This is a genomic window from Microcoleus sp. S36a_B3 (assembly GCF_036700745.1).
GTDB lineage: Bacteria > Cyanobacteriota > Cyanobacteriia > Cyanobacteriales > Microcoleaceae > Microcoleus.
Genome location: NZ_JAUBPN010000010.1, coordinates 63,707 through 89,081, shown reverse-complemented (window position 1 = coordinate 89,081; position 25,375 = coordinate 63,707). Strand labels below are relative to the sequence as shown.

18 protein-coding genes and 1 riboswitch are annotated in these 25,375 nt (G+C 45.7%); of the genes, 11 read left to right on the top strand and 7 right to left on the bottom strand.

All coding sequences use genetic code 11. The features are described from left to right. Positions 1–246 precede the first annotated feature (246 nt). On the top strand, positions 247–4,977 hold the full coding sequence (locus tag QUA01_RS13410; RefSeq protein WP_333089969.1) for a glutamate synthase-related protein: 4,731 nt from the start codon (positions 247–249) through the stop codon (positions 4,975–4,977). A 657-nt stretch (positions 4,978–5,634) separates the two neighbouring features. Here QUA01_RS13410 and QUA01_RS27415 read toward each other — a convergent pair. Then, entirely contained in the window at positions 5,635–5,844 is a 210-nt protein-coding gene (locus QUA01_RS27415) for a winged helix-turn-helix domain-containing protein (RefSeq protein WP_442921604.1), read from the bottom strand. A gap of 574 nt (positions 5,845–6,418) precedes the next feature. On the opposite strand from QUA01_RS27415, the gene QUA01_RS13405 reads away from it, so the two are divergent. Together QUA01_RS13405 and QUA01_RS13400 are read left to right on the top strand one after the other, a co-directional pair. After that, positions 6,419–6,577 carry a hypothetical protein gene (locus QUA01_RS13405; RefSeq protein WP_333089970.1) on the top strand — a complete coding sequence of 53 codons (159 nt, stop codon included), beginning with the start codon at positions 6,419–6,421 and terminating at the stop codon, positions 6,575–6,577. A gap of 49 nt (positions 6,578–6,626) precedes the next feature. After that, positions 6,627–7,088: a VOC family protein gene (locus QUA01_RS13400; RefSeq protein ID WP_333089972.1), complete on the top strand. Its 462-nt coding sequence runs from the start codon at positions 6,627–6,629 to the stop codon at positions 7,086–7,088. 26 nt (positions 7,089–7,114) lie between these two features. On the opposite strand, the gene QUA01_RS13395 is transcribed toward QUA01_RS13400, so the two are convergent. Then, on the bottom strand, positions 7,115–9,736 hold the full coding sequence (locus tag QUA01_RS13395; RefSeq protein WP_333089974.1) for a PAS domain S-box protein: 2,622 nt from the start codon (positions 9,734–9,736) through the stop codon (positions 7,115–7,117). Between the two features lie 144 nt (positions 9,737–9,880). Between QUA01_RS13395 and QUA01_RS13390 the strand changes: the two genes are divergently transcribed. Beyond that, on the top strand, positions 9,881–10,096 hold the full coding sequence (locus tag QUA01_RS13390) for a hypothetical protein (protein ID WP_194074291.1): 216 nt from the start codon (positions 9,881–9,883) through the stop codon (positions 10,094–10,096). A gap of 801 nt (positions 10,097–10,897) precedes the next feature. On the opposite strand, the gene QUA01_RS13385 is transcribed toward QUA01_RS13390, so the two are convergent. Then, a complete protein-coding gene (locus tag QUA01_RS13385; protein ID WP_333089978.1) occupies positions 10,898–13,048 on the bottom strand; it encodes a sensor histidine kinase in 2,151 nt (716 codons plus the stop codon). A 290-nt stretch (positions 13,049–13,338) separates the two neighbouring features. Between QUA01_RS13385 and QUA01_RS13380 the strand changes: the two genes are divergently transcribed. From QUA01_RS13380 to QUA01_RS13365, 4 genes are all read left to right on the top strand, one after another. Further along, the gene (locus QUA01_RS13380) at positions 13,339–13,569 is read left to right on the top strand and encodes a hypothetical protein (RefSeq protein WP_333133096.1); all 231 of its coding nucleotides are present in this window, start codon (positions 13,339–13,341) and stop codon (positions 13,567–13,569) included. A 308-nt stretch (positions 13,570–13,877) separates the two neighbouring features. After that, the gene (gene cynS / locus QUA01_RS13375; protein ID WP_333089982.1) at positions 13,878–14,321 is read left to right on the top strand and encodes a cyanase; all 444 of its coding nucleotides are present in this window, start codon (positions 13,878–13,880) and stop codon (positions 14,319–14,321) included. A 374-nt stretch (positions 14,322–14,695) separates the two neighbouring features. Beyond that, entirely contained in the window at positions 14,696–16,075 is a 1,380-nt protein-coding gene (gene clpX, locus QUA01_RS13370) for an ATP-dependent protease ATP-binding subunit ClpX (protein WP_333089984.1), read from the top strand. A 55-nt stretch (positions 16,076–16,130) separates the two neighbouring features. Then, complete coding sequence (locus QUA01_RS13365; RefSeq protein WP_333089986.1) at positions 16,131–16,778, top strand: type IV pilin-like G/H family protein; 648 nt, start codon at positions 16,131–16,133, stop codon at positions 16,776–16,778. Here the strand turns inward: QUA01_RS13365 and QUA01_RS13360 are convergent. The 3 genes from QUA01_RS13360 to QUA01_RS13350 form a co-directional block, all read right to left on the bottom strand. Next, a complete protein-coding gene (locus tag QUA01_RS13360) occupies positions 16,762–18,036 on the bottom strand; it encodes a serine/threonine protein kinase (protein ID WP_333089988.1) in 1,275 nt (424 codons plus the stop codon). The genes QUA01_RS13365 and QUA01_RS13360 overlap by 17 nt on opposite strands. Before the next feature lie 205 nt (positions 18,037–18,241). Beyond that, complete coding sequence (locus tag QUA01_RS13355; RefSeq protein WP_333089990.1) at positions 18,242–20,284, bottom strand: serine/threonine protein kinase; 2,043 nt, start codon at positions 20,282–20,284, stop codon at positions 18,242–18,244. 6 nt (positions 20,285–20,290) lie between these two features. Further along, a complete protein-coding gene (locus QUA01_RS13350) occupies positions 20,291–20,923 on the bottom strand; it encodes a Uma2 family endonuclease (RefSeq protein WP_333089992.1) in 633 nt (210 codons plus the stop codon). A gap of 169 nt (positions 20,924–21,092) precedes the next feature. Next, positions 21,093–21,239, top strand: a riboswitch (cobalamin riboswitch). A gap of 22 nt (positions 21,240–21,261) precedes the next feature. On the opposite strand from QUA01_RS13350, the gene QUA01_RS13345 reads away from it, so the two are divergent. The 3 genes from QUA01_RS13345 (at position 21,262) to QUA01_RS13335 (ending at position 23,967) form a co-directional block, all read left to right on the top strand. Next, positions 21,262–21,672 (top strand): DUF1636 domain-containing protein, encoded by a 411-nt coding sequence (locus tag QUA01_RS13345; RefSeq protein ID WP_333089994.1) that lies wholly within the window; start codon positions 21,262–21,264, stop codon positions 21,670–21,672. Positions 21,673–21,948: 276 nt separating this feature from the next. Next, positions 21,949–22,983: a cobalamin biosynthesis protein CobW gene (gene cobW / locus QUA01_RS13340; RefSeq protein WP_333089995.1), complete on the top strand. Its 1,035-nt coding sequence runs from the start codon at positions 21,949–21,951 to the stop codon at positions 22,981–22,983. A 303-nt stretch (positions 22,984–23,286) separates the two neighbouring features. Beyond that, a complete protein-coding gene (locus QUA01_RS13335; RefSeq protein WP_333089996.1) occupies positions 23,287–23,967 on the top strand; it encodes a CADD family putative folate metabolism protein in 681 nt (226 codons plus the stop codon). A 759-nt stretch (positions 23,968–24,726) separates the two neighbouring features. Here the strand turns inward: QUA01_RS13335 and rimI are convergent. Beyond that, positions 24,727–25,341 (bottom strand): ribosomal protein S18-alanine N-acetyltransferase, encoded by a 615-nt coding sequence (gene rimI / locus QUA01_RS13330; RefSeq protein ID WP_333089998.1) that lies wholly within the window; start codon positions 25,339–25,341, stop codon positions 24,727–24,729. Between the last annotated feature and the right edge of the window lie 34 nt (positions 25,342–25,375).

Genomic DNA, 25,375 nt, shown 5'->3' with positions numbered 1-25,375 from the left:
AATCACTGTTTTTTCACAGCAGGGTATTCTAGGAGACATCTCCGAGAGGATGCGAGCGACATAATTTAAAATTGGCAAACAGGGTTTCAGTCCTCAGTGCAGGCAGCATCGACGTAAATTTTTATCTAAATCAGCTTGCTATGTGCTGTTTCAAGATTTACTAAGATCCCACCACTCGGCAGCCTTCTCTCTCCGAGCTATAAAAACGCATCAACCACACAATCACGGAAATAACATTCAATCAACATGGGTAACACGATCGATCCAAACAGAAACGTGCATCAGACTGAGCGAGGAACTCCCTATGCCGGCCAAAGCTGGTTAGTGGAAGAAAGAGATGCCTGCGGTGTGGGGTTTATTGCCAACCAAAGCGGCGAAGCTACGCACTCGATTATTGAAAAAGCACTCCCAGCTTTAACTTGTTTAGAACACCGTGGCGGTTGCAGCGCCGACCAAGATTCCGGCGACGGTGCGGGTTTGATGACCGCGATTCCTTGGGAATTGCTGGATGCTTGGTTTGCCGAACAGGGAATTGTGCCTCCGGCACGGGAAAACTGCGGCGTGGGAATGCTGTTTCTGTCTCAAGATAAATTTCAAGCAACTATAGCGCGGCAGGTGGTTGAGCAAGTTCTGGCCGAGCGCGGGCTGAAACTTTTGGGATGGCGCCAAGTTCCCATTGTACCGTCGGTTTTGGGCCCGCAAGCGCTAGAAAATCAACCTCAAATCGAACAAGTAATTGTCAGTTCACCGGACTTAACCGGAGACGAACTCGATCGGCAGCTATTTCTGGCGCGCCGCACGATCGGACACGCCCTGTCAAATCGCCCCAACTTCACCCGCGAAGACTTTTATACTTGCTCTTTCTCCTGCCGCACGATCGTCTATAAAGGCATGGTGCGATCGGCCGTACTAGCAGAATTTTACCCAGACCTGAAAAATCCCGCTTATAAAAGCTCCTTTGCCGTCTATCACCGGCGCTTCAGCACCAACACCCTGCCCCGCTGGCGCTTAGCCCAGCCGATGCGCTTGCTGGGACACAACGGGGAAATTAACACGCTGTTGGGCAATATTACCTGGATGAAGGCGCGGCAAGCCAATTTAGCTCACCCGAATTGGAGTCAAGCTGATATCGACACGTTCAACCCAATTGTCAATCCTGAAAGCAGCGATTCGGCAAACTTGGACAACGTGATGGAGTTGTTGGTGCACTCCGGCCGCACCCCCCTGGAATCCCTGACAATTCTGGTGCCCGAAGCTTACAAAAATCAGCCGGATTTGGCGACCTATCCCGAAATTGTCGATTTTTACGAATATTACAGCGGCATTCAAGAACCTTGGGACGGCCCCGCACTGCTGGTATTCAGCGACGGCAAACAAGTAGGTGCTACGCTCGATCGCAACGGTTTGCGGCCGGCCCGCTACTGCATTACTAAAGACGGATTGGTAATTGTGGCTTCCGAAGCCGGAGTTGTCGATATTCCCGAAGCAGATATTGTCGAAAAAGGCCGTTTGGGGCCAGGACAAATGATTGCAGTTGACCTGCAAACCCAAGAAATTCTCAAAAATTGGCAACTCAAGCAGCGAATTGCTAAGCGGCATCCCTACGGTGAATGGCTGCAAAAACACCGCGAGACCTTGGAACCGCAGCCTTTTGCGGAAACCCCAACCCTCGACTCGCAAACGCTGTTAGCAACCCAAACTGCTTTCGGTTATACAGCCGAAGATTTGGACATGGTAATCGTCGAGATGGCGAGTTCTGGGAAAGAACCGACTTTCTGCATGGGCGATGACGTTCCCTTAGCTGTGTTGTCAGAAAAGCCTCAGTTGCTGTACAACTATTTCAAACAGCGGTTCGCTCAAGTGACAAATCCGCCGATCGACCCCCTGCGCGAGGGAATGGTGATGTCGCTGACGATGAGTGTGGGCCTGCGGGGCAATTTACTGCAAGCAGTGCCGGAAAATGCCAAGCGGCTGAAAATTGATTCCCCCGTACTCAACGACGCTGAACTGTCTTTCTTGAAAGAGCAAAAGTCTTTCCTAGCTACCGAATTATCAACGCTTTACAAAATTTCGGCCGGGCCTGGCGGTTTGAAAACCGCAGTCGAGCAACTTTGTCAAAAGGCGGCTGCTTCGGTGCGCGAGGGTTCGAGGATTCTGATTTTGAGCGATCGAGTCTCGAAGGCCGAAGGCGAATCTTATGCTGTTGGATTGAGTGCAGAATGCACTTATATTCCGCCCTTCCTCGCAGTTGGTGCGGTTCACCACCACTTAATTAGCGTCGGGCTGCGGATGCAAACTTCGCTGGTTGTCGATACCGCGCAATGTTGGAGCACTCACCACTTCGCTTGTTTGCTGGGTTACGGGGCGGTGGCTGTTTGCCCTTACCTGGCCTTGGAAAGCGTGCGCGCTTGGTGGTCTGACAGCAAGACTCAAAACTTGATGCAGCACGGCAAAGTTCCCAATATTACAGTGACACAGGCTCAAGCTAGATACCGCACAGCGGTGGAAAATGGGCTGCTGAAGATTATGTCGAAAATGGGGATTTCGCTATTGTCTAGCTATCAAGGGGCGCAAATCTTTGAGGCGATCGGCATTGGCGGCGATTTGCTAGATTTGGGCTTCAAAGGCACTGTTTCCCGGATCGGCGGTTTGAGTGTGGCGGAACTGGCTAACGAGGTAATGTCTTTCCACAGTCAGGCTTTCCCAGAATTGCACCTCAAAAAGCTGGAAAATTACGGCTTTGTGCAGTACCGCCGCGGTGGTGAATATCACATGAACAGCCCGGAAATGGCGAAGGCTTTGCACAAGGCTGTGACTACTTTTAAGGCTCAGACTAACGGTAACGGCAATGGGGCCGAACCAAAAATGACACCCATGGGTGTCAAAAATTCTGACACGGCTTACGATCACTACGAGGTTTACAAGAAACTGCTCGAAAACCGCCCGGTAACGGCTTTGCGGGATTTGCTGGATTTTGTGAGCGATCGCCCTTCCATTCCCATCGAAGACGTAGAATCTGTAGCAGATGTGGTCAAGCGCTTCGCCACCGGCGGAATGTCTCTCGGCGCTTTGTCCCCGGAAGCCCACGAAACGCTAGCGATTGCGATGAACCGCATCGGCGGCAAATCCAACTCCGGCGAAGGCGGCGAAGACCCGGTGCGCTACAAAGTGCTAAACGATGTGAGCGAAGCAGGTTTATCACAAACGCTACCTCACTTAAAAGGTTTGCAGAACGGCGATACAGCTTCTTCATCCATCAAACAGGTAGCTTCGGGACGCTTCGGGGTGACTCCTGAGTATCTGATGAACGCCCAACAAATCGAAATTAAAATCGCACAAGGTGCGAAACCGGGTGAAGGCGGTCAATTGCCGGGGGCGAAAGTGAGCGAGTACATTGCTTATTTGCGCCGATCAAAACCGGGTGTGACGCTGATTTCGCCTCCTCCTCACCACGATATTTATTCGATCGAGGATTTGGCGCAGTTGATTTTTGACTTGCACCAAATCAATCCGAAAGCAGGAGTTTCGGTGAAGTTGGTGTCGGAAGTCGGCATCGGGACTGTAGCCGCTGGTGTCGCCAAGGCAAATGCTGATGTGATTCAAATTTCCGGCCACGATGGCGGCACTGGTGCTTCTCCATTGAGTTCGATTAAGCACGCAGGTTCTCCGTGGGAACTCGGATTGACAGAAGTTCACCGGGTGCTGATGGAAAATAAATTGCGCGATCGAGTTTTGCTGCGCGTTGACGGTGGCTTTAAAAGCGGCTGGGACGTGATTGTAGGCGCTTTGATGGGCGGCGAAGAGTACGGTTTCGGCACGGTGGCAATGATTGCAGAAGGCTGTATTATGGCTCGCGTTTGCCACATGAATAGTTGTCCGGTGGGCGTGACAACTCAACAAGAACACTTGCGGAAACGGTTCCCCGGAACGCCGGAACACGTGGTTAATTTCTTCTATTTCGTAGCACAAGAAGTGCGGAGTTTGCTGGCAAAATTGGGTTATAAGTCGATCGCAGATATCATCGGCCGCGCGGATTTGCTGAAAATGCGCGAGGGGGTGCAACTAACTAAAACCCAAGCGATTAATTTGGATTGTTTGACCAAGTTACCGGATACTAAGAGCGATCGATCTTTCTTGATCCACGGCGACGTAAACACCAACGGGCCTGTGTTAGACGACGATTTGCTGGCGGATGCTGAGATTCAAAGGGCGATCGCCAATCACGGCACTGTTAGCAAGAGTGTAAAATTGGTGAATACCGATCGCACTGTAGGCGCAAGAATCAGTGGTGCGATCGCACAGCAACACGGTAACACCGGCTTTAGCGGTCAAATCACCCTCAATTTCACTGGTAGCGCGGGCCAAAGCTTCGGCGCGTTCAACTTGCCGGGGATGACGCTGGTACTGTCAGGCCAAGCCAACGACTACGTTGGTAAAGGAATGCACGGTGGCGAAATCGCGATCGCACCGCCGGCTGGTGCGACTTATGATGCTTCTGAAAATGCGATCGTCGGTAACACTTGTTTGTACGGCGCGACGGGGGGAACTCTGTTGGCTGCGGGTAAAGCTGGCGAACGGTTTGCGGTGCGCAACTCGATGGCGAAAGCAGTCATTGAGGGTGCTGGCGATCACTGCTGCGAGTACATGACTGGCGGTGTAATTGTCGTGTTGGGAAAAGTCGGCCGCAACGTCGGCGCTGGAATGACTGGCGGTTTGGCTTATTTCCTCGATGAAGATGGCAGTTTCCCGGCTCATGTCAACGGGGAGATTGTGAAGATGCAGCGCGTTTGTACGGCGGCTGGGGAGGCGCAATTGAAGGAGTTGATTGAGGCTCAGTGCGATCGAACTGGCAGCAAGAAAGCTGAGAAAATTTTAGCAAATTGGTCGGAATATTTGCCTAAGTTCTGGCAAGTTGTGCCGCCAAGTGAAGCGAATTCGCCGGAGGCTTCGGAACAAAAGATTGCTGTGGAAGTGTAATTTTACAGTTGCTTAAATAGATGAGGGGCGACGCGAGTTGCCCCTTTTTTGGGATTATTCCTTACTATAGCAATCTTCAATCATTTTCTATGTATAGGTGTACTGATGGATTTTGGGAAAATCAAATTTATGTTCCTTTGTGAAAAACTCAAACAAAAATTTAATTATCTTAAAAAACTTACATAAATACCAATACTTTCGTAAAAAATTTTTAGATTGTAACCAAATAGCTTCCACGGGATTCTGTTCGAGAGCATTGGGAGTAAATAAAATACAAGTGATGGATTAATCATCAGGTTATTTCTCACGATTAACTTCTGACAAATAATCTCTAAATTCTCCCTATCTATGATAAATAGCTACATCCAAAATCAAGATAATTTTCCGCTCTTTGTATTTATTTTGTAAGTATTTTTTTATGAATTAAAATGTTGATTTTAAATCCCCAGATTTATAAACTTTAACATGGAATTTTTTGGTTTGATAATGAGCGTGCGCCAAAATAAGTTTGTCTATTTTTTTGATTGGTAATTGGGACTACAATTCTTAGATCGGAGCGAGCCCAAGCTTCGCCATTAATATCGCCATGAAGTAGATGACATTCATCTAAAAAAAATACTATTATTTCTCTAGATTCTATACCAACCTTGTTTTTGGCTAAAATATTGTTAATTTATTCCCTCTTTCTTTTACCAGTTCGGGTTCAGATTTGGGATTGATTTTCTGAGTTTTTTTCCAGATGATCTTCGCCAGAGATAAGAGTTCATAATAGCTATGTTTAGATTTATAGCTGACACCAAATTCTCGCTCTAAATAAGTAACTCGCTCATCAAAATCCCAATATTCTTTATTCTTTAGCCCTTCGATTACTTCAGTTTTGTGTAGAGATGTTAAATATCCTTTTGACCCTTTATACCCTAGTTTGATTCCTGCGATGCCTTTGGTTTTAAATTGTTTTTTCCAATAACCAATAAAAAATTTACTTACACGCCATATTTTGCTAATTTCATGGTAGAGCTTACCTTTGATAGCTATCCTTACAGCTATTGCTCGCTTGAGTTCTCTTACAGTTCGATCGCTTTTAATGAAAGATTCTAACGCCGCTCTTTCTTTTTCTTATCTTTCTGTGGCAGTTGTAAGTTATTAATCTTTTTATTGTCACAATCAATTATTGCATATAATTATAGCGGTTTTCACAAAAGTGAGGTATGCCCTATGCCCACGGAGGCCTATGTTCTATCCCAAATAGTACCTCCTATGAGAGCTTGAAAAGCTATATATCATAATAAGTTTAGATAATGATTTAGGATTGCTATAGTCTTAAACATTATCAGCGCCTAAACGAACCAAAGTCTTTTGATGTAAGGGTTTTAGGCTTATTCAGCAAGCCCTATTTACTCACTCCCCCTTGACAGATCAAGACAGTATCTACAAAATGCTAATGACCAATGACTACCCTTCGACTTCGCGATCGGCTAAAATGACTAATGACTACCCTTTGACTTCGCGAGCAGCTAAAATGACCACCATTCGACTTGCTTCGGCTCCCTTCGGCTTCGCGATCGGGCAAGACGCTGGCTCACAAGTCGCGAGCGGGTAAGATGACCAATGACTAATGACTTCTTCTATAACATTCGCAATTGACAACCATGCAAACTAGCGAAAACACCGTCAAAATTGCCCTCGCGCCGGGGAATTTGCGCCGCGTTCACCATATCGCTTTAAACGTGCGGGACATGAAAGCTTCCCGCTACTTTTACGGTACAATTCTCGGTTTGCACGAACTCACAGGTGCAGAAATTCCCGCAAGTTTAACAGAAATGGTAGCAGCGGGTAAAGTGGCTAATTTCATCACCCCAGATGGGACTGTAATTGACTTATTTTGGCAGCCAGATTTGGAACCGCCAAACCCGAACCCGGAGAAAGCTTTTACTCGCGCCAACCACTTGGCTTTTGATATCGATCGCGATTTGTTCGATCGCGCGATCGAAGTGCTAAAATCTCATCAAATTGCGATCGACAGCGGCCCCGTCACGCGCGCTACAGGACGCGGCATTTACTTTTACGATCCCGACGGATTTATCATCGAAATCCGCTGCGATGCAGCTTAAACGGTCGCTATCAGGTTTGCGGTGCGCTATCCACGCCCCACATTTACTAGATTTAAAGTTGTGTCACTTCCCTCTTTGCTAACAGGTTGCTTCGGCCAAGTAAATCTAAAAATTGCTCCTTCACCTTCCGCAGATTCCAGCGAAATAGTGCCCCCTTGGCCTTCCACAATCTTCTTCACCAGCGACAAACCAATACCAGTATTTTCAACTTTATCGCGAGCTTCCAAGGTCTGAAAAATCACAAAAACTTTATCGTGATATTGAGCAGCAATCCCCGGCCCGTTATCGGCTACTGAAAATTCATAAAAATCATCTAACTCTGTAACGGATATATTTACATCACCGGATTCAGCTCGATTGTGCTTGATAGCGTTACTAATTAAATTAGCAAAAACCTGGTGCAACGCCAATTTTTCGGCGACAAAAGTTGGCATTCCCGATTCAACTTTCACATCAAATCCCGCCGGCGGTGCCAAAGAATCAATAATTTCTGCTAATAAATTCTCAACTTTTACAGTTTCTGAAGCTACTTGAATGCGCCCGACGCGGGAATATTGCAGCAGTCCCTCAATCAATCCTTCCATCCTGTGAACTCTGCCGCGCAGCAGGTTCATTTGGTGCAGAGTATCCTCTGTCATGGACTCGCTGAGGTCTTCTTCTATCCAACTGCTGAGATTGGCGATCGCCCTCAGCGGCGCTTTCAAGTCGTGAGAAACCACATAAGCAAACTGGTCTAATTCTTGATTCCGCTTTCTCAAAACACTCGTCATTTGAGCCAGCGACTGCGCCGTCCAACTCAACTCTCTAGCGCGCAACTTAAGGGATTCCTCAGCTTGTTTGCGTTCCCTAATATCCTCTATCACACACATCAAAAATTGACTGCCATTTTGTTCTCGCAGCAGCGAAACCGTCAAGTTTGTCCACACCAACTCTCTGTCTGGGCGGACAAAGCGCTTTTCTACACAATAATTATCAATTTCTTCTGCTAACAATTGGCGCAAAAATTCTAATTCCTTTGCCAAATCTTCCGGCAAAGTAATCTCCTGATTTTTTTTCTGCATCAATTCTTTCCGGCTGTAGCCCAAAATTTCGCAAAGTTTTTGGTTGACTAACATAAATTTGCCTTCTACAGTGGTTTGGGCCATGCCGACTGCCGCTTGTTCAAAAGTATGGCGAAACCGGAGGGCACTTTCAGCTAAGGCAATTTCTGAACGTTTGCGATCGCTAATATCGTTGCTGATCTCCAAAATTGCCACCGGTTGATCTTGCTCGTCGTGCTGCAAAGTCCACCTGCTGGCTACCGTTATTTTTCTGCCGTCTTGCTTGGTTCGCACCATTTCTCCTTGCCAAGAACCATGCTCAAAAAGCATTTTTTGAATTTGCTCAAAAGGCTGCTTCCATTCAGTTTGCAAAATATCGTGAATATTTTTGCCGGTTGCTTCCGACTTCCGCCATCCGTAGAGCAACTTCGCCCCCAAATTCCAATAATAAATCTCCCCTTTCAAGTCTAGTACCGCGATCGTATCGTTCGCCAAATCCAGCATTTGCGCTTGCTTGCGGAGAGTTTCTTCAGTTTGTTTTCTTCCTCTGATATCGCGGCAAATCGCAATAAACAAGTGTTGATTTTTCAGACGCATTTCGCTGATGGCCAACTCCATCGGAAACTTGATTCCGTCGCTGCGAAGTCCCATTGTTTCTTGCTGGTAAGTTGTCAGCTTAGCATTAGGATTTAATGTGAAATATTCGATCGAATAATCTCCGGCGCTGCAGTGCGGTTGCGGTTGAGCTATCAGCCGGCGCAGGTTCGAGCCAATTGCGCGATCGGCACTTTTGCCAAAAATCTTTTCGGCTGCCGTATTAAAAGACTCAATATTTCCCCGTTCATCCAAAGTAATGATCGCGTCAGCCGCATTATCTACCACAGCTTGAATGCGAGTTTTGCTTTCTTCTAAGCCAGCTTCCCGCTTCTTCAATTCCTTCTCTAAACTATCAAATAAATACCAGCAAGCCACGGCACCCAAACAGCCGACAAGCAAACCACCTATTTGCAGGAAATTAGTTAAATCTCTCAACTCCCGTATTTGCCGCTCTTGAACGTTCTGGTAAGCTTTGTTTGCTTCACCAAACGCATCAATTTTATCGCGCAGCTTATCCATCTTCAATTTGCCTATACCGAACACCTGATTTATTTCTGGCGACGGCACTCTTGTTGCCGAACTATCGAGCTGCTTTAAAGTGTTTTGCAAGAAATTGATGTGTTGTTCGGTAATTGTTTTAATTTCTGCAAATTCCTGAGCTTGCGGTTGATTTTTCCCCACCCTCAACTTGAGTTTAGCTAACAGCGGAGGCAATTTTTTTTTTGCTTCTAAATATGGTTCGAGAAATTCGCGCTGCTTCGTTAACCCGTAACCGCGAATTCCGGTTTCTGCATCCACTATCCCTGTTAACAAGCGGTTGGTTTCGTTAAGTATTTCCTTGTTAGTATTTGCTTGATTTCTGAGCTGTATGGCACTCTCGCGGAGTCCTGAAATTGCGATTAGTGAGGCAAACATACCAATCAAGGGGATGGCAACGATGACTGTTCCCCGCTGGCGAATTGGTCGGTTTGTCCAGATCAGTTGGACTAAGCGATCGAGCAAATACTTCACGGATCTTCAAGGAGAAAGTTTGCTGGCAGTATATCGCTTTTTGGCAATTTATGCTATTGATTAAGTTGTTTTTTTTGTTGGGCGCGAGCCCGGGCGTAACCGTGGAAACTAGATCCGGCCCGGGGCGATGGCTATCTGCTGAGAGTGACAACAGATTTTTTAGCCAGCTTTTTGAAGGGAGGCAATGAGAAGGAAAGGCGTTTGTTCGGCAACGATATTGTAGGCGAAACAGGAATTGTTGTTTCTGCTTTACCTGCGTTTTCGCTTTCGGCTTTTGCTTTCCAACTAGAGTCTGTTGCGGAAGGGTTCTCAACTGTTGCGATTACAGTAGTCCACCTGCCTGTAGCGGGATCGCGATGACAAGTGAAAGGATTTGTGTTTAGCGGTTGACTGCAAGGTTTAATCGACATATAGATGCACTCCTTTGATTCTGATAACTTGCGCGCTGTTGAAGGCGGCATTGCTATGAAGCCTGTAGAGGCTGCTGTTGGAAGGCCCTTCGGATTCGGCAAAAGACACCTATGGTGTTTCTGCCTCCTTAAGCCTGTGAGAATTCCTGATTTCCTGTTAACTTTTGCCTTCTACTGGTTAGCGACCCTAGCATTATTTTTAACAAATTGTCTTTCTACAAGCAATCCCCCCTCAATCTGATTGAGGTGCGACTTTTGAATAATGCAGCGAGGCGCTAGATCCGGGCGACGGCAAAAGTTTAGGATAATAAGATATTCTAAGCTGGGAACAAATATTATTGTGTGATGAGCAACAGAGGTCGATCGCGATCGGTGTCACAATTAACAGATTATGATAATTAGGGATAGGTCTTTAGGAATAGCTCATATAGCCTGTCTCAAAAAGCTCAGGATTTTAGATTTTCGATTTTCGATTGGGGGATTGAGGGATTGATACCTCATTTTTGTGAGAACTGCTAGATTAAGTGCGATCGATTACCACAACAAAAAGGGTTCGTAGTGTGGACTTTATTGATTGCATTTAATCCACCGAACATGATATTATTAGGAGTTTGTCATTGAGAATCGCTTGACCAATGACCAATGACCAATGACTAATGACCAATGACCAATGACCAATGACCAATGACTAATGACTAATGACCAATGACCAATGACCAATGACTAATGACTAATGACTAATGACCAATGACTAATGACTAATCTCAACTTGTGCCTTTAATTTAACAGTAAAAGTAGAGCCGACATCCAACTGACTATCAAGACTAATATCGCCGCCCATCATCTGACAAAACAAGCGGCTAATCGTCAATCCCAAACCGGTGCCGCCGTACTTGCGAGTAGTCGAAGCATCGCCTTGCACAAAAGGTTGAAACAAACTCTGCTGCTGCCCGACCGACATTCCAATGCCCGTATCAGATACCTGCAAATAAACCCAATCGCTACCCCCTGCTGCTTCCCTAGTCGCACTCAGCAGCACAGTTCCACCTTCGGTAAACTTCAAGGCATTCGATAGCAAATTGAAGAGAATTTGCCGGACTTTAGTTAAATCTGCGTACATAATTCCCAAATTCGGAGAGTAAGAAACCTGCAATTGATTGTGATTTTTTTCCACTAAAGGGTGCAAAGTTGCAACGACTTCTTCTATTAAATTACCGATGTCGAATTCTTCTAAATAAAGCTCCATCCGACCTGCTTCTATCTTAGACAGATCGAGAATGTCGTTGATTAAAGTCAGCAAGTGTTTGCCTGCGTTACGAATTTTTTGGGTATCGGGAATGATGTTTTTTAGTCCTGATTCGAGTGCTTCTTCTTGTAGCATTTCGCTGTAACCGATAATCGCGTTGAGCGGTGTTCGCAACTCGTGGCTCATATTGGCTAAAAAAGTGCTTTTAGCTCTGGAAGCTGCTTCAGCTTTGTGTAAGGCTTCTTGCAAGGCTATTTCGGCTCTTTTGCGCTCGGCAATTTCGATGCGGAGCAGTTTGTTGGCGGCGGTGAGTTGAGCGGTGCGCTGATCGACGGTCATTTCTAGCTGGGCTTTGGCTTTGGAAAGTGCTTCCTGAGCGCGCTGGCGTTCAAATCCTTCGATCGCCAGCGCGACCAAATTTGCTAAAGAATCGGCGAAGGTGCGTTCCTCCAGAGCCCACTGGCGGGGCGCGCCGTGTTCCAAGGAGAGGATGCCTACGATCTGACCGCCGAGCCTGATTGCTACATTTAATATAGATGAGTTTGGTTTGTTGGGATTCGGTAGCGCGGGGGAGTGTTGGGCTACCGGAGATGAGTGGCACAAATTTGTGGCGATCGAGTTTGAAGTGTTGGGCGCAGTTTTTAATGCTTTGTCCTCAGCTAAGTTTTCGCCCGGTGTGTCGCCTTCGACATCATCTAAGATTGATGAAAGTTGTAAATCGCTTGTCGCCGATAGGGGCTGGCGGCTCAAATGATTCTCGCTGGTGCGATCGTACAGGTCGAGACAAACTAATCTGAGGTTGGAGATTTTAAATTTAGAATGATTGACCAAATCTGGGTTTTCTTCTCGGGCGGCGGTTTCTGGATCGAGTGATTCTGTTTGGCTGCGGGCGATCGCTCGGTTGATAAAATTTAGCTGGGGTTCGATCGAATAGCGACTGCCAAATCTGAGATGGTTGTAAAGCCAGACGCTGACTTTTTCCACCTCCAAAGTGCGGGCTGCAGCCTCGGTAATTTCGCGAATTCCCACATTCAGCGCACCGCTGTTGAAAGTCCTCTGCCGGCCTAGCTGCAACAAAGCCAGACTCTGGCGGCGGAGACGCTTTTCGCTCTCTTTAAGGGTTTGTTCTGCTTCCTTGCGCTGGGTGAGGTCGTACAAGGCGCACAATGCTGTCTGTTGACCGTTAAACAGCAGGGACTCAACGGAGATTGTGGCCCAGAAGGGAGTACCATCTGACTTTTTGCAGTGGAGTTCGTAGTTTTGGAGGTATCCGTTTTTGGCGAGGGCTTCTAGTACCTTTGGGCGATCGTCCGGGTTTAAATAAAAGTCTGGGGTGCTGCAGCCGATCAATTTTTCTAGGGGTATGTTCAGCAGAGAAGCCAATTGAGAATTCGCATACATAATTAAGCCGTCACCGAGGCGAGAAACCAATACCGGAACGGGAGTTGTTGAGGCGATCGCCCGAAACTGCTCTTCGCTCGATCGCAGCGCCACATCAGCTTTAGAGAGCAATTGAGCGTCCATCGTGTCCGAATGTTCGGTGGTAGTCTCCAGCAAAATTTCTAGGTCAGCTTTTTCGCGCTTCAAGTTTTCAAGTTCCGCACTCAGCCGCTGAACGTCCAAAAGTAGCTGTTCTCTCGATGGTTCTTCCTGCATGGCAATTGACAATTGGTATTTTTTAGTTGGGTCGGAAGTTTTTTAAGGTTCGGGGCTAGCTTAACTATGACTTACGAGCCTTCACTTGAGTCTCCCGATCTCGGTTCTCGGACTTGGGGTGGGACTCACATAGAGCTTTTGCGATTTACTATTCCAATTGTAAGTGCAAGGAAGGGATCGGCTGCTGTAATTTTTTCAGGAATTTTTCCCGCCAGGGTATTTGTTTAGAGCCTTTTAGGGTTATTTGAATATTTTTTTGCTGGCGCACTTCGATCGCAAATTTTGAGAGGATGTTAATTCCCGAAATATTTAAGAATTCTGGCTTTCGTAAGTCTAAAGTAATCGTGTTTGGCGAGGAGTCAGCAACAAACTTGAGCAGCATGGGCGATCGGCGCGTGTTCTTGGGCCTGTCTGAGCCGGAACGAGCCGCAGCAGGTGATTGTTTGGGCAGCGCGATCGTACTCAATGCTATAATCTTTAACCTGAATCTCCATACTTCAGTTGCCGGTTGTGAACGGTAAAGAAGTTGTGGCTGCGGTAGCCAGCCACCCGTGCGTCAGGCTGGAGCGATCGAATTTCTGCCTAAATGTTGCCCAATGCCTTGGTTGGTGTATTGCACTGCATCTACTGCCAACTCTACCATTGTGGCAGGGCATTTATGAGTTATTTTGCGATCGATCTGTTGCAAGTTGTGGAAGTTGACGAGACCAGCTTTTGCTGAAATTCCGAGTTATCAATTCAGTTTGTTTTTTCGGTTTGCTATTGACAAAATCCCCAAAATGTGAGAGAAATTTCACATCTAGCACCTCAGTGAGTTGGAGAATATTTAATGGCAATTTCTGAAATTACAGAAAAGCTTTTGGCTGCTAAAAAAGCTAAAGGAATTAGTTTGGCCCAATTGGAAAAAATTTTGGATCGCGACGAAGTTTGGATTGCTGCGGTTATTTACCGTCAAGCTACGGCATCGATCGATGAAGCAGAGAAAATTGCCTCAGCCTTGGGACTGTCGGGCGAGATGGCTGCGTTGCTGACCGAACCTCCGTTAAAAGGTTCTTTGGATGCTGCTGTTCCGGTAGATCCGTTGATTTATCGCTTCTATGAAATCATGCAGGTGTACGGAATGCCGCTCAAAGCAGTAATCCACGAAAAATTTGGTGACGGGATTATGAGCGCGATCGACTTTACTATGGATGTCGAGAAAGAAGTAGACCCAAAAGGCGATCGAGTAAAAATAATTATGTCAGGCAAATTTTTGCCCTACAAAAAATGGTAAGCCCGTGCCGCTTTGCCCGAAAGTGAAAATTTAAAATTTAAAATATGGTCGCAGGGCTGACGACTAATGACCGTGCTTCAAAAGTGCTAACTTAGAAATAGAGACCGCGAAGCTTGACCAGGCAAAAATTGAGACAAGCCCCCTGACTTAACTCGTGTATATCCCCAAGTTTTAGACCAAGGTTCAACTTCAAAAAATTATTTGTGGAGTAAATCTCAAATCTCAAACTCGTACGCTCGCGAAGCCGAAGTATCTCAAATCGACAGACTGGCTTGGGTGTTCTTTCGAGAAATTTTTCTAGGGCAAAGATATCGCTCCCGCCGCAACTTCCCCAGTCAAAACAAGCAACCGCAACCGTAAAGTAAGAGGCAAATATGTCAAAGTATGACTCCAATCTCAGATGCTCCTTTTGCGGCAAGTCGCAGGAGTACGTCCGCAAGTTAATAGCTGGGCCCGGCGTGTACATTTGCGATGAATGCGTGGAACTGTGCAATGAAATTTTAGAGGAAGAATTTTTTGACTCTAGCAAAACAATTGGTCAACAGATTCCTCAATCAGAGGTGCGAGAGTCTCAGGGACAAGGAACGCGACGCCCGAGTCGATCGAACAAATCTAAAATTGTTTTAGCTCAAATTCCAAAACCAACAGAGATTAAGCAGCATTTAGACAACCACGTCATCGGCCAACATTCAGCCAAAAAAGTCCTTTCTGTCGCAGTTTACAACCATTACAAGCGCTTGAGCGCCGACCAGGCCAAAGACAGCGGCAAATCTTCCCCCGACGGCGATGTCGAACTGCAAAAATCCAACATCCTGCTAGTCGGGCCCACAGGTTGCGGTAAAACTTTGTTAGCGCAGAGTTTGGCACAAATGCTCGAAGTTCCTTTTGCGGTAGCCGACGCAACAACGCTAACAGAAGCTGGATATGTCGGCGACGATGTAGAAAATATCTTGCTGCGGCTGTTGCAAATGTCGGATTTTGATGTCGAATCAGCACAGCGCGGGATTATTTATATTGACGAAATTGACAAGATTGCTCGCAAAAGCGAAAACACTTCGATTACCAGAGATGTATCGGGAGAAGGAGTGCAGCAAGCGCTGCTGAAAATGTTGGAAGGAACGGTGGTTAATGTTCCCCCGCAAGGCGGCCGCAAACATCCTTACCAAGATTTTATTCAAGTTGACACGAGCAAGATTCTATTTATTTGCGGCGGTGCTTTTGTCGGTTTGGAAAAAATAGTCGATCAGCGTTTGGGTAAAAAATCCTTGGGCTTTATTCAGCCAACTGAAAGTGACAGCAACTCGACACTGGCTGCGAAGGATAAGCGGGTTGTTGATATTTTGCAACAGGTACAGCCGGACGATTTAGTTAAGTTTGGTTTGATTCCTGAGTTTGTCGGGCGGATTCCGGTGGTGACGGTGATTTCGCCGCTGGATGAGGCGGCTTTGATGCAGATTTTGACTGAGCCCCGGAATGCGCTGGTGAAGCAGTATCAAAAGCTGTTGAAGATGGACAGTGTGGAGTTGGAATTTGAGCCGGATGCGCTGCGGGCGATCGCCCAGGAGGCCTATCGGCGCAAAACCGGCGCGAGAGCTCTCCGCAGCATTTTAGAGGAGTTAATGCTGGATGTGATGTACGAGTTGCCTTCTCGTAAGGATGTTGCTAACTGTATGATTACCAAGGAAATGGTCGAGAAGCGATCGACTGCTGAATTGCTGTGGCATCCCGCATGGCGGAAGCACGAAACAGCTTAATTTGTAGTATGTAGGGTGTGCGGCGCGCACTCTACAGACTTAGCAAATGTACTTTATGGCAGTTAAAAAAATGTCAGTCAATGTAGCTAAAACCAGTAAAAAATCGAGATTGCCAGTATCCTGTTTGCTGCCGAGGATTGCAATTTACAGCGCGCTTGGGGCTGGCATCATGGCGTTATGTTACGATTTCCAACTCAATAGGATCGTCCCGCCCCCGTCTCCGGCAACGGCTAAGATGAAATTGTTAGAAGCCACACAATATATGTCAAGCATCTATCAAGGGCAGCAACATTACTATGCAGAATACGGTCAATTTAGCGATTCCATTGCAAAATTGGGTCTGGGACTTAAAGAACAGACCAAGAACTATAATTACACAATCGTCTCATCAATGGGCCCGGTTCAAACTAGGCACAATCACCGCGAACCAGCACAATTTGAAAGCGCGATCACGATCGCCAAACCTACTTCTAGGAACCCCGGGAAATCCTACACTGGGGCAGTATTTGCTTACAAAGAAAAGGGTAGCAATCTAATAACAATTATTGGTGATACATGCGAGAGCGATCGGGAGAACGCAAGTTATTCAGAAACTTGGAGTCCGCCAACTTTTGACGGCAAAGAAATTCACTGCCAGCCCGGAACAACGTTGTTACCGCCAAGTGCCGTGCCACCCCCCCCCAGAGTTAAGGTAAGACCTTGAAACTATTTTGCGTCACTTTTTGACCGTCTAAGTAAAATTGAAATTGCCAATTGCCGGGTTTGTCATCTTGTTTAAACTTGTACCAGCACCAAGTATTTAATCGATCGCCCGTCGTTTTTAAATAAGATTGACTCTGGGCTGCGAATAGTCCTTGAGGGTTGACAACCTTACAATAACTTCTATATTCTCCTTCTGCCAAGTTAGCAGCACTTACAGCAAAATAGACTTTTTTCTTTTGCTTCAAAGACCAAACATCCCTAAGTTTCGTTGATTCTAATTCGTCAGTTAACATTACTTGAGTCTTAGGGTTCAAATTTGCTGAGTTGATTACTCGTTTGAGATCTACTGCTGTTGGAGGTTCGGGAGATTTCCCAAAAAGCGGAATAAAAATAGCAGAAATTGCTGTTAATACTCCGACTGATATCAATACCGGTTTTAAGTTGTTACGCTGCTGAACTACTTCGAGGGGAATTAAAGCATTTAAGGCGGCCTCTGCTGAAGGATAGCGGTGTTTGAAATTAGGTTCCACCATCTTTTGCAGCCAATCAAGAAACTCTGGAGTTAGCTGTGGCAACCGATGTTTAAAATTAATCCGCCCGGTATCGTCCATCAAACTTCCAACTTCGGTAGAATTGATGCCGATTAGCAAGCAAATTAGCGTCGCGCCGAGACTGTATAAATCCGATGCAACAGTTAGCTGCCGATTGAACATTTGTTCTGGCGGCATAAAGCCCAAAGTGCCTTTAACAACGCTGCTGGCGGCCACTTCTCCCCCGCCGATTCTAGCAAATCCGAAATCGACAAGGCTGACATTCATCCGGTCATTTACTAAGATATTTTCTGGTTTTAAATCTCTGTGGATGACTGGCGGAACCCGATTTTGCAGGTATTTGAGTATTTCTAAAACAGAGATAGCAATTTGCTTGATTTGTTCGGGCTTCCAGCGGTTAGAATTTGCCAAGGAAGGGGCATTTTTGTATTCTTGCACCATGCAGAAACCCGATGCAGTTGGGAAGGAATCTAAATAGCGGGGAATGCTAGGATGGTCGAGTTCTCGCAAAATCTGAATTTCTTGTTCGCACGCTTGATATTGAACCCAATTAGCGCCTGTTTGGGCAAATTGAAATTGTTTGACGGCGACGGAACGTTTGGTATTAATTTCGGTAGCGAGATAAGTAACTCTACCGCCAGCGCGATTGTGTCCGAGTTCGCGGGTTATTTGATAGCCGTAGTTGGAAAAGTCAGGAAAAGCATTCATAGGTAAATAGTTGATAGTTGATAGTTGATAGTTAGTAGTTGAGAGTTGTGATAGTTAATAGTCAGGTTTTTAAAAGTGGGATTTAAAGCGAACTCTCGAAACAATCCGCCAACAACAGGCAGGAATGCAGACTTTTAATATTTAGTAAGGTTGGTAGTGAGGACTTCAGTCATTGAGGTTGAAAGTCCTTGCTGCGAACAAGTTTTTACGGTTTAATTAAATTTGGTCGGGATTTGCGATAGTTGGCAAGCATTCTTTTTGGTTTAAAAACGATCGAGTCAATTAACGGAATTCCAGTGACGGCTAGAGATGTCATTATCGTTCCTCCTACAAATAATATTTCTCTGGGTTCAACCCATTTTAATTGAAATTCTAATACTCTAAATAGTATAAATGCTACTAACAAACTCATACAAAATCCGGCAGTAAAGAAAGCTCTTTTGGTAGCATCTACTTCAAGAATTTGTCGGGCTATCTGCTGGTCAATCAGCTTGTTAAATACCGAATTGACTATCTTGTAAATCAGGGATGCCAGCGCTAGAATCAATAAAACTCTAAAGCTATTAGCATACAATGAAAATGATAAAAGCAGCATGATTACTGCTACTATCGTAATATTTTCGAGCGTAACATTCGTAATCCTTCCTCCTAGTATTAAGGCTCCAAATAAAGTTACTGCGAGCGAAACCAGCACTGACCCAGCATACACAAAACTTATTAATTGATAATCGATCGTACCCTTCGCGGCATCAAAAAAAATACTGGTTAATATGCTGCTAATAAAACCAGAAAAAATCAATCCTATTAACCCTCCACATAAAGCTAGAAACCAATTAAAATCATATTTGTTTGATTGGGCTGTAATGGCGATTTCGGCGACTAAAAATCCCAATAAGCCACTCGTAAAACAGATTGGAAGCAGGATAGTAGTAGTCCCAGAATACAAAAAGATGTCACCCTCCAGATAGGGGTAAGTAGAATCAATCAAGGCAAATATCAAAACTGTTAACAGCAAACAGCACATAGAAGTTGCTAAGATCAAACAGCACATAAAAGTCAGCCTGAATACCGACAAAAAATTAGTTTTTTGCGGTACGGGCAGCGGGGCTGTCGTAGTTTGCAATTCTATTGTATGAGTTTCGGGTTCCGAATTTGCGCGCAAGATGATTTGGCGGTTGTAAGTTTGACTTGCCAGCAATTTGCTCGTATCGACTGCGATTTGGCACTCGATATTATTGCTTTCAAATGCCTGCGGTTCAAAGGATATCCAAGAGTGGTCGTAGGGCGTGTGGGGCGGATCGTTCGGATGCGGCGCGACTTCCCACCTGCCACAAAGCATTGTATGGGGAATTGGGTTGCTAATTGCAATAGTTTGTGTTAAGATTTCTCCATATTCAGTAGCCGTGAATTGAATTCGATCGCGCTCAATTCTCACTTTCGGCAAGCTGCTGACATCCAAAGATTGTAGCGCAGTTAAAGCATCCGCAGCCGATAAATATCTGTCTTGCAATCTCGGCGCTACCATCCTCTCCAACCAATTCATCCAACCCTGCTGCAGTGGGGGTACTAAATGCCGGAAATGAATGCCATAATTGGCATCAACTAAGTTACCGACATCCGCAGATTTCGTACCAGTTAACAAGCAAATCAGCGTTATCCCCAAGCCGTAAAGGTCGGATGCTTGTGTTAATTCCCGGTTAAACATTTGCTCTGGCGGCATGAATCCCATTGTGCCTTTGACAACGCTGCTGGCGGCGATATTTCCGCCTCCCAAGCGCGCAAAACCGAAGTCTACTAAGTAAACGTTTAAGTCTTCGTCTATTAATAAGTTCTCTGGTTTGATGTCGCGGTGAATTACGCGCGGTTTCTGGGATTGCAGGTAAGCTAGAATTTCTAAAGTGCCGATCGCAATTTGTTTAATATCCGGCGGCGAGAAATTTCGGGCGATCGCACTTTCGGCATTTTTGTATTCCTGCACCATGCAAAATCCGCTGTCAGTCCCGAAAGCATCGAGATAGCGGGGAATTCCAGGGTGTGCGAGCTTTTTGAGCACTTTGATTTCCTGTTCGTAAGCTTCGTATTCTGTCCAACTAGCACCTAATTGCGCGAATTGAAATTGCTTAATTACAACTAATTTTTGAGAGTTCGTATTTTTTGCTAAATAGGTAACTCTGCCACCGAGACTGTTGTGGCCAAGTTCTCTTTCAATTTGATAGCCGTGAGTTGAAAAATCGGTGAAGGCATTCATATAGTTTCACTCCTCAGATTCAGATTCAAAATCCACGCGGTCGTAAATATCACCCAACCGCATCTCAAACTCAACACAACTCAATTGTAATACCGTATCAGCACCATCATACTCAGACAAAATCCACTTATTATCATCCGTCTTGCAAAAATGTTCAACGTGCATCTCGTATTGATCGATCAAAACATACTCTCGAAAACTAGGAATAGAACGGAAAAGCTTAAACTTGCCGCCCCTGTCATAATCCTCCGTCGATGGCGATAAAACCTCAGCCACCATCACCGCATTAGTAATCGTATCTTTCCTACCCTCAGCAAACTCCAATTTCCCCGCCACCAACATTACATCAGGATAAGTATAAACCCGCTTCGACGGTATCCACAAACGCAAATCGTTGATAAATACTCGATACGGTTGTCCTTTCGTAGCAAAATTTAGTGTACCGCTCAAATTAAGAGCTATTTGATTGTGATTTGGTGTTCCGCCTGTCATAGGGATTATCCTGCCATCCTGATATTCACTTCTAAATTCTGCGATTTCTTCCAGTTTTAAATACTCTTCAGGAGAGTAATAAGTATGTACTTTTTTCTCAACTTTTTCCTCAACTACTTGTTCGCGGATTTCTGTTAATGCAGTCATAGTACATCCTCGGACTATCGTATTTACAATTATACAGGAATTCAATCCTTAAAAAATTGGAATGTCAGGACTAAAATCCTTGCTAAGAACGGGGTTGATTTATGTGTGTAGATATTAAAACTTGCTTTTACCAAGATAACTTTTTTGGAAAAGGGCGCCAAGTGCGGTATGATATGAAATTGCGATCGGTTCTAGCGGGGAGCAGCCGCTAGAGGAAACGGGGAAAGTTCGGTGCAAGTCCGGCGCTGTCCCGCAACTGTAATGAAACCCTTGTGGTTTATAAAGTCAGAATGCCCGCCGATATCTAACTCACTTTTGAACGCATCTGCGAGGTACGGATGATGGATGGAATTAATGCTGCTGTACGCACAAAGCACAGTCTGTTTGTTTGTACTGCTTGCGCTAGTATTTGGAAAGACGGCAAGCGCGAAGGCAAAAGCGGCGGCCAACAATTTATGGAAGATTTATCGAAACTTGCTAAAGATTGGGAGTTTTGCGATCGATTTGAGATTCAAGAAGTTGAGTGCATGAGTGCTTGCAGTCACTCTTGTGCGGTGTCTTTTGCTGCTGTGGGAAAGTACACTTATCTATTTGGTGATTTGCCTGCAAATGAGCCGGAAAGCATCGAGGCTGTACTGGAATGCGCGGGTCAATACTATGCTAAACCTGATGGTTTGTTGCCTTGGTCAGAGCGTCCTCAAGCTCTGAAAAAAGGCGTTTTGGCTAAAATTCCGCCGCTGGGGAATTAGAGCCTTTTCTCGTTACCAGGCTCTGCTTATTGGTGACAACTTAACGTCAAGCCGACCGGATCTCTTGTTTTTATCAAAATCTAGATCCCCCCTAACCCCCCTTAATAAGGGGGGGGCAAGAAATATGCTCAAAGTCCCCCTTCTTAAGGGGGATTTAGGGGGATCTAGACTTCGCATAAAAACGACATTTATTGTGGGTTTTAGTCTTAAATTCTCACCTATGGGCAGAGCCTGGGAACGAAAGATCCCATCACAAAACAAAAAACAAAATTATCAATGCACAAAATTCCTGTTACGGTTATCACTGGTTTTCTCGGTAGCGGCAAAACTACCTTAATTCGCCATTTGTTGCAAAACAATCAAGGCCGCCGCATTGCTGTTCTGGTTAACGAATTTGGCGAGATTGGAATTGACGGAGAGTTGCTGCGCGATTGCCAAGTTTGCGATGAAGAAGAAACTGTCAGCAGCAATATTGTTGAACTGACAAATGGTTGTCTTTGCTGCACTGTTCAAGAGGAATTCTTGCCGACTATGCAGGAGTTATTGAAGCGCAAAGACCAAATTGATTGTATCTTGATTGAGACTTCTGGCTTGGCACTTCCTAAGCCTTTGATTCAAGCTTTTCGCTGGCCGGAAATTCGCACTGGCGCTACTGTAGACGGTGTGGTTGCTGTTGTTGATTGCGAAGCTATTGCTAGCGGTAATTTTGTCGGTGATATCGATGCTTTGATGGCGCAGCGGCAGGCTGATGATAGTTTGGATCACGAAACTCCGATCGAGGAATTGTTTGAAGACCAGTTGGCCTGTGCTGATATGGTACTGTTAACGAAGGTCGATCGCGTGGATGCGGAAACTCAACAGAAAGTTCAAACCTGGTTGCAGCAAGAGTTGCGCCCGAGTGTGAAAATTGTTCCGTCTAAGGGTGGCGAAATTAACCCTGATGTGCTGTTGGGATTTAATGCGGCGGTTGAGGATGATTTGGAGTCCCGCCCGAGTCACCACGACACGGAGGAGGAACACGAGCACGATGATGATATTAACTCGACTTTCTTTATTGCCGATCGCGAATTTGAACCGGAAGCTTTGGTGAAAAAGCTGAAAGCCTTGATGCAGCAGGAAGAAATCTATCGGATTAAAGGGTTTGTGGCGGTTCCCAAGAAGCCGATGCGGATGGTGTTGCAAGGTGTGGGCGATCGTATAGAATATTTTTACGATCGCCCTTGGCAACCTTCCGAACTCCGTCAAACCAAATTAGTGCTAATCGGAAGAGAGTTGGAGCGCGATCGAATTGCAGCTATAATTAGCAGTTAATTATCCGAAATTCTTAGTCATATCGCGTGCGATCGACCCACTACAAACGGTTCGTAGTGCTGACTTCAGTGCGCTTTCATGTGGCGGACTTAAGTCTGCACTACGAAAAACTTTGATGGCGGTTAATAATAATCGCCCGCGATATCAGCATCAACAACGATTCGATCCAAACACAAACAATTGAAAATTTAGTCTTGACAAAATGCTAGATTACGATAACATTTTAGTCAAGGACTGAATTCCTCACTACTAACCCATTTTATCGCAGGTTTGCTGCACTATCCTTAAGGGCGATCGACAATTATGAACAAACAGCAATTTCTCGAACAACTCAACAGCATTCTCGACCAAAACCACCTGCTGAAACACCCATTCTACCAAATGTGGAACGAAGGCAAACTAGACATCGCAATGCTGCAAGAATACGCACAAGAATACTACCTGCAAGTCCACAATTTCCCCACCTACGTCAGCGCTACCCACGCCGCCTGCGACGACATCAAAATTCGTCAAATGCTCCTCGAAAACCTGATAGAAGAAGAGAGAGGCGCAGCAAATCACCCCGAACTGTGGCTGCGCTTTGCCGAAGGTTTGGGTTTAGACAGAAATGCAGTTCTCGAACGCGAACACTTAGAAAAAACCACCGAATCCGTCCGCATTCTCAAAGACTTAGCCCGCAGCGAATCTCCCGCCAAAGGTTTAGCAGCCCTTTACGCTTACGAAGCGCAAATCCCCGAAGTTTCCACAACCAAAATCGCTGGTTTAAAGGAATTTTACGGCATCGATTCACAAGCAGCTTTGTCTTTCTTTCAAGTTCACGAAAAAGCCGACGAGTTCCACTCCGAAGCCACTCGCGAAGCTTTGTTACAAGTCTGTGAAACTGAAGAAGCACAACAGGAAGCACTGTTAGCTGCTGAGAAAGCAACTTCTGCTCTTAATTTACTGCTTGATGGGGTTTACGAAACCTTTTGTCAAGCTAAGTAAGCTTCAGTTGACTGTTGCTTTCTGGTAAAAAACGCATATTTGCAGGGCGGGTTTAGGTAGTGATTTTGACACTCGCAAACAATCCTAAAAAACCCGCCCCCTCTCGCTTTGTTTATCTCTTAAAACTATCTGCGTCGCTCTGGGTTAATCTGCCTTATATTAAATCCTCTCTTCATCGGAATAGTAAATTCAGGCGTGGCTTAATCAGGGTATGAAAAAAATAAATTGAAAATTTAGAAGTTTTGTGGATTCTGGTTTCTATGACTTGCATATTTAGCATTTCATACCGTAAATCAGCAACGCCCTACAGTACACAATTTCTAACCAAACTAACGCGAACTAACCAGGGTTCGCCCGTTATCGCATCCTACACGCGAAAAACAACTGCTGCTCGTTAGTTGCAGTAGCACTACATCGCTGCTAACCTCAACCCTGTTGGCAAGAAACTTCTTCTTAACAATCCAGGCGACACCAGCACTACATCGCTGCTAACCTCAACCCTGTTGGCAAGAAACTTCTTCTTAACAATCCAGGCGACACCAGCGCTTACAGCCGCGTTCACGCCCGCTACCACCCGGTTTTTCGCAATATAGTTGAAAAATACGGTTACGATTAAGCGTCAGAGGGCGTGAATTCAGGATTAGCTATCTTGACTCGATTTCGTGGGACTTCGACCAAATTAATCGCTGCGTTCAAGTCCCGATTCAGCAACAAACTGCAACACTCACATAGACGGTAGATTCTTCGCTTCACTCAGAATCACAAGTATTTAAATCGATCGCCCAATGTGAATTTTTCTCTCTGCAAGCGATCGCAAATTTGCACTTTTTCAACCGCCAAATATTGCTGAAACTCCGGTTTCTCCAAACCGCTGCGCCACATCACCAGAGCATCTTCTCCGGTATCTTCGTAGTATCGTTTCCGCCTTCCTGCTTCTTTAAATCCAAATTTTTTGTACAGCGCCACTGCTGCTAAATTAGATTCTCGCACTTCTAAAGTAGCCCGCTCTAATTGTCTGTCACACGCGGATTTTAGCAGCGCCCAAAGCAGAGCTTGCCCGAAACCCCGACCTTGAAACTCAGGATGAATTGCCAGCATGATAATGTGAGCTTCTTCTAAAATTGCCCACAAACAACCGATACCGATGAGAGTTGGGGGAATCTGTAGGGGCGGTGTCTCCGTGCCCGCCCGGTTTTGACTTGATTCAGAGTCCTCAATTTCGCGCAGCCACAAACCCAATAAATCGCTGTTAGGACTGTGTAATTCGCGCCTGTAGCCTTCGATCGTCCAAAGTCCGCCAAAACAAAGGCGATCGAGCTCGACCGCACTGTTGAGGTGTTCGGTGGCGATCTGTTTAATTTCTAGAAAACGCACGGCAGTAAATTGTACACTAGAAAATAAAGTAGCG